Source organism: Streptomyces sioyaensis, from assembly GCF_004122735.1.
Taxonomy (GTDB): domain Bacteria; phylum Actinomycetota; class Actinomycetes; order Streptomycetales; family Streptomycetaceae; genus Streptomyces; species Streptomyces sioyaensis.
The window spans coordinates 98,847-111,273 of record NZ_SDIF01000013.1; the positions used below are offsets into that span (position 1 = coordinate 98,847).

General features: G+C 70.9%; 9 protein-coding genes. 3 read left to right on the forward strand and 6 right to left on the reverse strand.

Annotated features, from left to right (window positions below; genetic code table 11):
* Window positions 1-41 precede the first annotated feature (41 nt).
* Window positions 42-1,973 carry a RiPP maturation radical SAM C-methyltransferase gene (locus EST54_RS07365; protein ID WP_129246257.1) on the forward strand — a complete coding sequence of 644 codons (1,932 nt, stop codon included), beginning with the start codon at window positions 42-44 and terminating at the stop codon, window positions 1,971-1,973.
* A gap of 22 nt (window positions 1,974-1,995) precedes the next feature.
* Window positions 1,996-2,664 (forward strand): DUF5825 family protein, encoded by a 669-nt coding sequence (locus EST54_RS07370; RefSeq protein ID WP_129246260.1) that lies wholly within the window; start codon window positions 1,996-1,998, stop codon window positions 2,662-2,664.
* A 30-nt stretch (window positions 2,665-2,694) separates the two neighbouring features.
* Here the strand turns inward: EST54_RS07370 and EST54_RS07375 are convergent, their stop codons facing one another.
* From EST54_RS07375 to EST54_RS07395, 5 genes are all read right to left on the reverse strand, one after another.
* A complete protein-coding gene (locus EST54_RS07375; RefSeq protein WP_129246261.1) occupies window positions 2,695-4,488 on the reverse strand; it encodes an ATP-binding SpoIIE family protein phosphatase in 1,794 nt (597 codons plus the stop codon).
* A gap of 60 nt (window positions 4,489-4,548) precedes the next feature.
* A complete protein-coding gene (locus EST54_RS07380) occupies window positions 4,549-5,250 on the reverse strand; it encodes a class I SAM-dependent DNA methyltransferase (protein ID WP_161989257.1) in 702 nt (233 codons plus the stop codon).
* A 271-nt stretch (window positions 5,251-5,521) separates the two neighbouring features.
* A complete protein-coding gene (locus tag EST54_RS07385; protein WP_129246263.1) occupies window positions 5,522-6,379 on the reverse strand; it encodes an RNA polymerase sigma factor SigF in 858 nt (285 codons plus the stop codon).
* A 151-nt stretch (window positions 6,380-6,530) separates the two neighbouring features.
* Window positions 6,531-6,947: an STAS domain-containing protein gene (locus tag EST54_RS07390; RefSeq protein ID WP_129246265.1), complete on the reverse strand. Its 417-nt coding sequence runs from the start codon at window positions 6,945-6,947 to the stop codon at window positions 6,531-6,533.
* 215 nt (window positions 6,948-7,162) lie between these two features.
* Entirely contained in the window at window positions 7,163-9,130 is a 1,968-nt protein-coding gene (locus EST54_RS07395; RefSeq protein ID WP_129246267.1) for an APC family permease, read from the reverse strand.
* Window positions 9,131-9,596: 466 nt separating this feature from the next.
* Here EST54_RS07395 and ggt point away from each other — a divergent pair, with 466 nt between their 5' ends.
* Window positions 9,597-11,441 carry a gamma-glutamyltransferase gene (gene ggt, locus EST54_RS07400; RefSeq protein WP_129246269.1) on the forward strand — a complete coding sequence of 615 codons (1,845 nt, stop codon included), beginning with the start codon at window positions 9,597-9,599 and terminating at the stop codon, window positions 11,439-11,441.
* A 151-nt stretch (window positions 11,442-11,592) separates the two neighbouring features.
* Here ggt and EST54_RS07405 read toward each other — a convergent pair whose 3' ends face one another.
* The gene (locus tag EST54_RS07405) at window positions 11,593-12,126 is read right to left on the reverse strand and encodes a hypothetical protein (RefSeq protein ID WP_129246271.1); all 534 of its coding nucleotides are present in this window, start codon (window positions 12,124-12,126) and stop codon (window positions 11,593-11,595) included.
* Window positions 12,127-12,427 lie beyond the last annotated feature (301 nt).

Consider the following 12,427-nt stretch of genomic DNA (forward strand, 5'->3'; position numbering starts at 1 on the left):
GGCCGCCCGCCACCCCATTCGCCGCCGTACGTGGAGCCGATATGCGTGTCCTGCTGGTCAATATGCCCTGGTCCCCGATCGATCTGCCCTCGCTCGCACTCGGAATCCTCAGACGAAGCGTCGACGAGCGCACCTCCGGACACGCCGAGGTCCTGCACGCCAACCTGGAGTTCACCGACTGGATCACCCGGCGTACCGCATTCACCGGGGAGGACTACCAGTTCTATGCGCTCTCCTCGTACTTCATGGGATGCGGCGACTGGGTGTTCTCCTCCGCGCTCTACGACGATCCCCAGTGGCGCGCCAAGGAGTTCAGCACGGCGATGCGCGGCAAACTGGGCGCGGAACGGTTGCAGATGTCGCACGAACTGCACCGCGTGGTACCGGAGTTCGTCCAGGAGATCGCCGGGCGGATCGTCGCGGCCGGTCCCGACGTCGTCGGCTTCACCTCCACCTTCCAGCAGAACACCGCGGCGCTGGCCGCCGCCAAATACGTCAAGCGCCTCGCCCCGCACATCAAGACCGTCATGGGCGGCGCCAACTGCGACGCCGAGCAGGGCGCCGCCGCCCACCGCAACTTCGACTTCCTGGACTTCGTGGTCCGCGGCGAGGGTGAAGCGGCCTTCCCGCAGCTTCTCACCGCCCTCGACGAGGGCACCGAGCTGTCCGCCGTCCCCGGGCTGTGCCACCGGCAGGCCGACGGCACCAGCACCGCCAACCCGATGAGCACCAGCCCGCTGCCGCCCGCCACCATCCTCCCGCCCGACTACAACGGCTACTTCGAGCGGCTGGCGGCCTCCGTGGCGAGCAACTGGGTGGAGCCCAAGCTCGTCGTCGAGGGGGCCCGCGGCTGCTGGTGGGGCGAGAAGCACCACTGCACCTTCTGCGGCCTCAACGGCTCGTTCATGCAGTTCCGCAGCAAGAGCCCCGAGACCTTCCTCGACGAGATCATGGACATGGCCCGCCGCCACCGGGTGCTGGACATGTACCTCGTCGACAACATCCTCGACATGGGCTACCTCACCACCGTCCTGCCCCGCATCATCGACAGCGGCTACGACCTGCGGATGCACATCGAGATCAAGGCGAACATGCGCCGCCCCCAGCTGCGCACCCTCGCCGAGGCCGGAATGATCTACGTCCAGCCGGGCATCGAGAGCCTGAACAGCCGGGTGCTCGACCTGATGGACAAGGGCGTGAGCGGCTGTCAGAACGTCCGGATGCTCCGCGACGGAGCCGAGACCGGACTCTCCGTCTGCTGGAACTACCTCCACGGCTTCCCCGGCGAGACCGCCGCCGACTACGAGCCCGTGATCGCCCAGATACCGGCACTGGAACACCTCAACCCGCCGGTCGACCGGTCCGCGCGCATCGCGATCGAACGCTTCAGCCCGTACTTCAACCGGCCCGAACTCGGCTTCACCGGCCTGCGCCCCGAGGTGCACTACCGCTTCACCTACGACCTGCCCGAGTCCGAACTGCTCGATCTGGCCTATGTCTTCGAGGCACCCGAACGCGGCATCACCGAGCCCACCGTCACCGCGCTCAACGAGGCCCTCGGCGCCTGGAAGAAGTACCACGCGGACGCCCGGCTCACCCACGCCGACCTCGGCGACCGCATCGTGCTGGTCAGCCGCCGCCGCGCCTTCGACTGGGGCGCCATGGAACTCACCGAGCCGCTGGAGACCGCGGCCTTCCGGCTCCTCGACCAGCCGCACGCCCCCGCCGCCCTCACCCGCAAGCTCGCCGCGCGGCTGCCGGCACACACCGTCGACGAGGCCGCCGTCCACGCCCTCCTCCAGCGCTGGGTGACGCTCGGGCTGGTCTTCACCGACGGCGGCCAGTACGTCCATCTGGCACCGGCGGCCGTCAACGAGGACCTGCTGCGGCTCGACTACATGCGCCACACCCATGCCGCCCCCGCCCCGCAGCAACAGCCGGACGACGCCGCCCGCGCCGTCGCCCACGTCTGACGCCGGTCCACAAGGAGACACGATGCACCGCACCGCCACCCCCACCGGGCCGACGCTCAGCGCCTGGCGGGACTACGACGAAGCCGCCTGCGCACTGCCGGGCATGAGCCTGGGCGCCCTCGTTCCGGCCGGCCCGCCGACGGAGCAGGCCGACCGGCTGTGGGAACTCGGCGTCCGCCGTGTGCGGTTCGCCGAGGACATCGACCTGACCGCGGTCGACGAGCCCGACGCCGCCGCGCACGCCGTCCAACGGCTGTGCCTGATCCGCGACCTGACGGCCCGCGCGGTCCTGGTGCAGTGGCGGCTGCGCCTGCCCGCGGAGCCCGACGACGGCTGGCGCGACCTCAGCCACCTCCAGCCGCCCGGGACCCTCACCGGCCCCGCCGACCCGGCGGCCGCGCTCACCCAGTGGCGCAGGGAGCACTATCTCTGCAAATGCCTGTGGCGCCAGGGCCCGGGTTTCGTCCAGATCCGCGACCGCCGGTGGGGCGACCTGCGCCGCTTCACCGCGGACGAGCCCGCGTACCGGGAGGCGATCGACACGCTGGCCTACGGCGCCCTGCAGTCGGCCGTGCCCGACGCCATCACCGCCGACTTCCTGGCGGAACGGCTGATCGCCCGCACCGGACCGCTGCTGTGGTGGCTGCCGTACCGCGTGAACCGGTGGCTCCAGGAGGCGATGGCCATTTGAACCCGGGCCGGCAGCCACCGCGGACCGGAGTCAGGGCGCGCTGGGCGTCCTCGGGCGGCGCCCCTCGGGCATCCGCTGCTCGAACCAGACGACCTTGCCCGTGCTCAACCGCGTCGCTCCCCAGCGCTGCGCCAACTGGTCGACCAGGAACAGGCCGCGCCCGCCCTCGTCACCTGCCTGCGCGCGCCGCATCCGGGGCACCTGCGGGGAATCGTCGCCCACCTCGCACCGCAGCACATCGGTGCGCAGCAGCCGCAGGGCGATCGGCCGGGAGGCGTAGCGCACCGCGTTCGTCACCACCTCGCTGACCATGAGCTCGGTCGCGTCCAGCATCGAGTCCAGCCCCCAGCGGTGCAGTGCCCGGCGGGTCAACTGCCGGGCCCGGCCCGCCGTTTCGGGCTGCGGGCTGAGGAACCAGTACGCGACATTGAGCGGCGGGAATCCGTCGAACCGGGCGGCGAGCAGCGCGACATCGTCGTCCAGGGTCTCCGGCTCCAGGATGTTCAGCACCGCGTCGCAGAGCATGTCCAGCGGCGGGGAACCGAGCGCCTCGGCGGCGGCTTGCAGACGGGCGCGCAGCAGCTCCACCCCTGCCCAGACATCCCGTTCCCGGGACTCGACAAGGCCGTCGGTGTACAGCAGCAGGGTCGCTCCGGTGGGCGCGGGCATCTCCACCGATTCGAAGGGCACGCCGCCCACCCCGATCGGTGCGCCGGGCGGGATCTGCAGCACCTCTCCGTAGCCGTCCGGGTGCAGCAGCACCGGGGGCGGATGGCCCGCGTCGGCGATCAGCAGCCGCTGCGCTATCGGGTCGTAGACGGCGTAGAGGCAGGTGGCCATGTGCTCGCTGCCCAGGCGCTGGGCCTGCTCGTCGAGGTGGTGCAGTACCTCCTCGGGCGGCAGGTCGAGCCCGGCGAGGGTCTGCACGGTGGTCCGTAGCTGGCCCATGATCGCGGCGGAGGTCATGGAGTGCCCCATGACGTCGCCGACGACCAGCGCGACGCGGTTGCCGGGCAGCGGAATCGCGTCGTACCAGTCGCCGCCCACCTGAGCGGTGTCGGAAGCCGGCAGATACCGGCTCGCCAGTCGGACGCCCGTGGTCCGGGGCAGCGACGAGGGCAGCATCGTGAGCTGGAGCGCGTCCGCCATGGAGGCCTCTTGGCCGGACTCCCGGGCCTTGTCGATGCCCAGCGCGGCATGGGTGGCCAGTTGGGAGGCGACGAGCAGATCGTCCTCCGCGAAGGCGGGCCGGCCGGTCCCGCGCAGCAGGGCGACGGTGCCCAGGACGTGCCGGCGGCCGTACAGCGGGGCGACGATCAGCCGCCGGCCCGGTGGCGTGGTCGCCGGCAGGCTCGCCACCGGCTCCAGCAGGGCGGTCACCGTGGGCACGAGCCCGGGGGCGTCGCCGAACACGGGCCGCCCCGCCAGCAGGATCCCGACGAACCGTCCGCGCACCGTCAGCGGCACGAACTCGGCGGTCCCCGCAGGCGCCTCGGTCACCGAAACCTCCGGCCCCTGGGCCATGCTGTCCAGCCGCAGGACGATCGGCCCGGCCGGCTCCGCTTCCCCGCTCGGCAGCGGATCCCGCAGGTGGACGAGGACCGCGTCGGCGAACGCGGGGATCGCCGCCCGGCACAGTTCCCCCAGCGTTTCGTCCCGGTCGCTGCCCCACGCGATCCGGCGCGTCGCGGATTCGAGGTAGCGCAGACGGTCCGTCTGCGCCTCGGGGCCACGCTCCGCTTCCCCGCGGGCACCCTCCGCAGGGCGCCCCCCGGATCCGGCGGGGAGCCTGCCGGGTCCGTGGTGGGGGGTGCGGGGCTCCATCACTCGTGGGTGTCCGTCACTCGTGGATGTCCGTCCTGTGGGTGCCAGGACATGCCGGCCTCAGTCGCGCCGCCGGCAGCGCAGAAAGAGCTGCTCCTCGGGCGGTACGTCCGAGATCGACGGGGCGTAGGTGTACGAGGTCTCCTCGACGACCCCGAAGTCCGCCGCCTCGATGACCGTGCGCAGGTCCTCCCGCAGATAGCCGGACACCCGGATGGTGTTGCCGAGGAACGGCATCGTGAAGTAGTCGACGTCGGCCTCCACCATCGCGAGCGCGAACAGGCCACCGGGGACCAGCAGGTCGTGGATCGTGTGCAGCGCGAGGGGGATCTCGGCACGCGGCAGCATCAGCAGGGAGAAGAACGCCGCGACCGCGTCGAAGCGGCCCAGGTCGTGGGGGCCGCCGGGCTCCAGATCGGCGATGTCCAGCCGGTGGAACGTTGCATCGGGCACATATTTCCGGGCGAGCGCGACCATCCCACGGGACAGATCGACGCCGACCACCTCGCACCCCGCGTCCACCAGCTGCCGGGCGGTCGGAAGGCCGGTTCCACAGCCGAGGTCGAGGACGCGGGAGCCGCCGGGCAGCGACCGGATCAGCCACTCGCCGGCCGCGAGCTGTCCCTCCTTGAACGGGAACGCCTCGTCATAGCGGTCACCGATCGCATCGAACGCCTCGGCCTGCCCCTCGCGGTCGGGCCGTACGTCCTCGCCACCGGTCTCGTCGCTCCCGTAGCCGGTCTCCAGGAATCCGTCGCTCACGAATTACGCCTCTTCACGTGCGTCTATTCGATTACTTCCATCATGCACCCCACCCCGGCCGCGGGCTCGTAGGGACCGCGTACGACACCACGGCCCGCATACCGCCGGCGCGGTGCGTGCTCCCTCGCCATGCCCCGGTGGCGACGACGGGGCATGGCCCGGTGGCGCACGACGGGGGACGCCGGACGAACGCGTCGCGCCGCCGCCCCGACGACCGCGGGCGGGCACCCGGCCTCTACGGCCGGAGCCCGCCCGACGGGAACGGTCCCGGTCAGCGGTCGCTGAGCATGCCGGCGCGCAGCTTGGTCAGGGTGCGGGTGAGCAGGCGGGAGACGTGCATCTGGGAGACGCCGAGCTCGGCGCCGATCTGGGACTGGGTCATCTCCTGCCCGAAGCGCAGCTCGATCAGCTGGCGCTCCCGCGCGTCGAGCTCCTGCAACAGCGGCGCGAGGGCATGCAGGTCCTCGACGGTCCCCATGGCCGGATCCTCCTCGCCCAGGACGTCGGCGAGGGCACGACGCTGGTGGGAGGGGTCGGGATCGGTGGGGGTGTCCAGCGAGCCGGCCGAGTAGCCGTTGGCCGCGACGATCCCCTCGATCACCTCGTCCTCCGACAGGTCCAGATGGGCGGCGAGTTCCTGGACCGTGGGGTCGCGGTCGAGCTGGACGTGCAGCTCTTCCTTGGCCTTCGCCAGATCGCTGCGCAGCTCCTGCAGCCGGCGCGGGACGTGCACCGCCCAGCCGGTGTCGCGGAAGAAGCGCTTGATCTCGCCGAGGATGTAGGGCACGGCGAAGGTGGAGAACTCGACCTCACGGGAGAGGTCGAAGCGGTCGATGGCCTTGATCAGTCCGATCGTGCCGACCTGGATGATGTCTTCCATGTCGTCGCCACGATTGCGGTAGCGACGCGCGACGTAGCGCACCATCGACATGTTCATCTCGATGAGCGTGTTCCGTGCGTACTGGTACTCGTGCGTGCCCTCGTCGAGGAACCGCAGCCGGTCGAAGAACTGCTTCGACAGCTCCCTCGCGTCCCTCGGGGCCACCGTGCTGGGGCACTCCACCTCCGGCAGTTCTGTGGCCAGGTCGGAGTGCTGCTCGGTTGTGGTGTCGTTCACGACGGTGGTCATCATGCCTCCCTGCGCATCCGGCACACGCGAACGCACAGCGGCCGCCTACCCAGCAAGAACACTCTCATGCGGATGACTTGCCAGTTCAGCGCCCGGTCTCGGCGTTCGTACAGGTGCCGAGCCCGCCGCGCCACGAGGCGCACGACCCCGTTCACTCGCCGGGGGTGTCGCCGGCCTCCGGCCCGGACGCCGCCGCATCCGGCAGCGCGGCCGCCGCGAGCGCGAAGAGCGCCTCCTCGGGGCTGGCGTGCACGGGCATGGTCACACTGATCCCGGTGAGGTCGAGCAGACGCAGGACTTCGGGGGACACCGCGGCCAGCCGCAGACTTCCCTCGACCCGCTTGGCGTCGTTGCCCGCCCGAATCAGGACGCTCAGGCCGGAGGAATCCATGAACGGGACGGCCCGCAGGTCGACCACGAGGTGCTGCCGGCCGTGCACGAGCTGGTTGGCGAGCTGATGATGAAGCACGGTGCCGGTCTCCGTGTCCAGCTCCCCTTGGACGGCCACGACCGCCACCTGCGGATCGATGACGGACACCTCGACGCTCAACTCATCGGTCTTCACCACGCGCCCCTCCCCTTGTCCATTGATCAACGGTGGCCCTCGTGTACCCACTCCTCTTCTCTTCAGTCGGAGCGGCACGAGGCGGGGCGGGGAGCGGCAGATACGGCGGCCGTCATATTGCCCACCGGCCGTCAACTCCCTTGTATAGAGCGGAAGTTGACTAGCATGGCGCTCCGGCGACGGCGGGGGAGTGGGGCGGGGGCGGTGCGCGCCGTCGTTCAGCCCACGTGGACGTGGGGGCGGCGGGCCCGGTCGGGTTCGGCCTCGCGGAGGACCTCGCGGGTGACGGGGGCGACCTCGCCCTGGCCGAACAGGAAGAAGCGCAGGAACTGGGCGAAGGGGTTGCCTTCGGTCCACTCGAAGTAGATGTGCGGCCGATGTCCGGTGGCATCGCGTACGTGCAGCAGCAGAGCGGCCAGGGCGTTGGAGACGGCGGGGCTCTCCAGGCAGAGCACGCGGTAGCGGTTGTGCAGCACCTCGCCGCGTACCTGCAGTTCGCTCTCGAACTCGGACGGGTCGCCGACGGTGACCTCGACGAAGATGAAGTCCTCGGACGTCGGGATGTCGTTGTCCGTGCGGATCTGCTGGAGCTTGTCGCGGTACTCGGCGATGTCACGCTGGTCGGGCTCGTTCGCGATGAAGCGGATCTTGCGCTGGGCGATATCGCGGATGAACCGCTGTGCGATGTCGTCGAGCACCACGCTGGTCACCCGCAGTTCGAAGGAGCGGGCGAGGCGGGAGAGGAACGACAGCAGAATGATGCCGGTGATGAAGCAGGCGCCGATCTTGACGCCGTCGGGGCGCTCGATGATGTTCGCGATCGTGGTGTAGACGAACACCAGGGCGATCAAGGCGAAGCCGAGCCACCAGCCGTGCTCGCGGGCGCGCCGGGCGGCGATGGTCACCGCGATCGCGGCGGAGCTGATCAGGACCAGGACGCCGGTGGCGTAGGCGCCGCCCTGGGCGTCCACGTTGGCGTCGAAGAGCCAGGTCACGAGGAACGCGATCAGGGTGAAGACCAGCACCATCGGACGGACCGCCCGGGCCCAGTGGGGCGCCATGCCGTAGCGCGGCAGATACTGCGGCATCAGGTTGAGCAGGCCGGCCATGGCCGAGGCGCCGGCGAACCACAGGATGGCGATGGTGGACACGTCGTAGACTGTGCCGAACGCGGAGCCCAGATACTCATGGGCCAGATAGGCCAGGGCACGCCCGTTGGCCGAACCACCGGGCTGGAACGCTTCCTTGGGGATGAGCAGGGTCGTCACGAAGCTGGTGATGATGAGGAAGACGCTCATGATGACGGCAGCGGTGGTGAGCAGCTTCTTCGCCCCGCGGATCCGCCCGACCGGCCGTTCCTCGGTGTCGGACGGGTCGCCCTCGATATGGGGCATGACCGCCACGCCGGTCTCGAAGCCGGACAGGCCCAGCGCCAGCTTCGGGAAGACCAGCAGCGCCACGCCGATCATCGCCAGGACGTTGCCGTGCTCGGCGGTCAGCGCCTGGGACCAGTCGGGGATGACCTGCGCGGCGGTGATCACATGCCACAGTCCGACGACGACCACGACCGCGTTGAGCCCCAGATAGAGGGCCACGAGGACGACCGCCACCCCGATCGCCTCCAGGAAGCCCTTGAGGAACACCGCACCGAGCAGCGCGATCAGGACCAGTGTGATGACCAATTGCCGGTGCTGAAGGACGGTGCTGACGTGCGGGTTCTCCACCAGGTGGGTGGCGGCGTCGGCCGCCGACAGGGTGATGGTGATGAGGAAGTCGGTGGCGGCGAAACCCAGCAGGGTCAGGACGAACAGCTTGCCCTTCCAGAAGGTCAGCAGCCGCTCCAGCATCGCGATCGACCCCTGGCCGTGCGGACTCTCCTCGGCCACCCGCCGGTAGACCGGCAGCGCCCCGGCGAGCGTCACCACGACCAGCACGACGGTGGCCACCGGCGACAGCAGTCCCGCAGCCAGAGCGGCGATGCCCGGCTGATAGCCGAGGGTGGAGAAGTAGTCCACACCGGTCAGGCACATCACCCGCCACCACCGCTGCCCCCGTACGACCCCCTGCGGGGTGGCATGCGGGCCGGGGTGGTGCTTGGCCATGTCGGCCAGCCCCTCCAGCATCCACGCCCGGAAGCGATGCCGCACTGCGGTCCCGGACGAACCGGCAGGGGCGGAGGCGGCCATCGTGTGCTCCTGTCGTACCGCGAAAGGATCAAGCCATCTACGAGACGGCCACGTCAGGGTACGCATTGACAGCCTGCCCACCAGGTGTTCACCGACGTGGCGGCCGCGTGTCCACCGGAGTGGTGGCACGGACGCCGGGGAGCCGCCGGGCGCGGACGCCGGAGGGGAGCCGGGCGCGGCGAGGCGGGGATGCTTCCCGCGCTCGGGCGCGCGTCCCCCTGGCCGTCCGGTTGCCGACTCACCTGCAAAGTCGTCAACAGGCCGGGGGAGAGGCGTAGTTGGCCGCCGGTGCCGATGTCCGCCCACGGCTCCGAAGCGGACCGCCGCGTCCCCCAACCTCTCGGAGGTTACCGAGGGGAAACCTCAGATCTCACGCAAACCTTGCAGCTCAGCGTTGATCCGCCACTCGAACGGTGCCAGGGTTTCGGGAATTCCCTGCACACCACAGCGAAATCCTGGAGGCCGTATGGCTGTCCGTCGTGCCGCTGTCGCTGCCGCGTCCGCGGCAGCGCTCAGTCTTTCCCTGCTGGCCACGTCCTGCAGTGCCGGTGGGACCGCGTCCGCGGCCGACGCCACACCGCCGGCGCCCGCGAAGAAGGCGGTTGCCACCGGCAGCGGCGGCGCGGTGTCCAGCGTCAACCCGTATGCCTCCCGCGCGGGGCTGGAGGTGCTGCGCAAGGGAGGCAACGCCGTGGACGCGGCGGTGGCAACCGCTGCCGCCCTCGGCGTGGTCGAGCCCTACTCCGCGGGAGTGGGGGGCGGCGGCTACATGGTCTACTACGACGCCAAGACCAAGAAGGTGCGCACCATCGACGGCCGGGAGACCGCGCCGGCCACCATGCGCGCCGACTCGTTCCTCGACCCCAAGACCGGTAAGCCGCTGCCCACCGAGGACGCGATCAACTCGGGGCTGTCGGTCGGCGTCCCGGGCACACCGGCCACCTGGGACAAGGCGCTCAAGAGCTGGGGCACGGTCTCCTTGGCGAACGCCCTGCGCCCGGCCACCCGGATCGCCGACGACGGCTTCGTGGTCAACAAGGAGTTCCGGGCCCAGACGGCCATGAACGAGAAGCGCTTCCGCGACATCAAGTCCACCACGGACCTGTTCCTGCCCAAGGGCAAGCTCCCCGTGGTCGGCTCGCGCTTCCGCAACCCCGACCTCGCCCGGACCTACCGGCAGCTCGCCGGTGACGGCGTGGACGCGCTCTACCGCGGCAGCATAGGCCGCGACGTGGTGCGGACCGTCCAGAAGCCGCCGGTGGCATCCGGCGCCCACCACCAGGCCCGGCCCGGCCTGATGAAGCCGGACGACCTCGCCCGCTACACGACCGAACGCCGGGACCCGACCCGGATCACGTACCACGGGCTGGACGTCTACTCCATGGCGCCGTCCTCGGCGGGCGGCACCACGGTCGGCGAGGCGCTGAACATCCTGGACAACTTCCACCTCTCGAAGGCCGACAGGACGCAGGCCCTGCACCACTACCTGGAGGCCAGCCGGATCTCCTTCGCGGACCGTAACCGCTGGGTGGGCGACCCGGCGTTCTCGGACGTGCCCACCAAGCCCCTGCTCGCCAAGGAGTTCGCCAAGAGCCGGGCCTGCCTGATCCGTTCCGACAAGGCACTGACCAGCCCGCTGGCCCCGGCGGACCCCCGCCACCCGGACTCGGGCTGCCAGGGGAAGACCGGGAACAAGCAACCGCACGAGGGGCCCTCGACCACGCATCTGGTCACCGCGGACCGTTGGGGCAACGTCGTCTCCTACACCCTGACGATCGAGCAGACCGGTGGCTCGGCCATCACCGTGCCCGGCCGCGGATTCCTGCTCAACAACGAGCTGACCGACTTCGACTTCGCGCCCCTCACCAAGGGGACGCCGGACCCGAACCTGCCGGGCCCGGGCAAGCGTCCGCGCAGCAGCATGTCGCCGACGATCGTCCTGCGGGACGGCAAGCCGATGATGGCCGTCGGTTCGCCGGGCGGCGCCACGATCATCACCACCGTGCTGCAGACCCTGGTCAACCGTCTGGACCTCGGCATGTCGCTGCCGGAGGCGGTCGCCGCACCGCGTATCTCGCAGCGGAACGCGGCGCAGACGGAAGCCGAACCGGCCTTCCTCGACTCTCCCGAGCGCAAGAAGCTGGAGGCGATGGGGCACCGGTTCGTCCTGGCCCCGAAGGCCTTCACCCCCTCACCGGAGATCGGGGCGGTGGCCGCGCTGGAGTTCCTGCCCCGCGGCAAGATCACGGCGGTGGCCGAACCCAAGCGCCGTGGCGGCGGCTCGGCCATGGTGCTGCACGAGTCCCGCTGACGCCCGGTCGTCCCCCTGCGCCGTGACGCGGAGGGGGACGGCGCCGCGTTCCGAGCAGTCCGACCAGCCAGAAGCCCGACCAGCCCGCGCGGCCTTCAGTCACCGGCCGTCAGACATCGGCCGTCAGACATCGACTGTCAGACGTCGGTCTTCAGACGCCGGCCGGCTGCCCGGGCGCGACCCTCGGGGCCAGCCGGGCGGCGCGCCGGCGCACCAGGATGTTCTGCGTCCCCAGGCCGATCGCCAGGTACGCATACAGCGACGCGGCGCCCAGCACCCCGGTTCCGGCCGCATGGTCGATCCACCGGCCCAGCGCGACGTGCGCGACCACCGCCACCAGCCAGAGCCCGGTGGTGGCCGCCGTCCCCTTGCGCAACACCTCGTCCCGGGGGCCGTCCGGGGTGCCGTGCCACACCCGTACGGTCCGTGCCCTGGCCGCCCCAAAACCCGCCGCGACGGCCAGGCTCGCCACCAGGAGGACGACGGCCAGGGCGCTCAGCGGGTGGTCCTTGAGAACCGAGGCGATCCCGAAGGCGATCCCCACGGCACCCAGCACACCGAGGACGGCCGGCCCGACCAGCGAGCCCTTACGGCGTACCGGGCGGGTGCGTAACTGCCGCCGTATCACCAGACCGACGACCACCGCCGCTATGACGAGCGTGGCCCCGCCGTTCGTGCTCTGCATGCGTCAACTCCCCGTTGTGGCACCGCGCCAGGCCGGCAGTGCGAAGAGCCCATTGTGCGCGCATGCGCATGGCGTCGCGGGCGCGGGATCACGGATGCGCGGGCCGGACGGCGGCCGGGGGCGGGGGCCGGCGCGCGGGGGGGACGCGGGGCGGCCCGGCCCGGGCCGGACCCGAAAAAGGACGGAAAAAGGAAGGGGGCCGGGGCGGGACCCCCGCCGCGGCCCCCCGCCGTGGGGGTGGGGGCGGTTCAGCCCGCGAGCCCCATGTCCGTCGCCTCGGCGGACGGCGTCACGTCGGCGG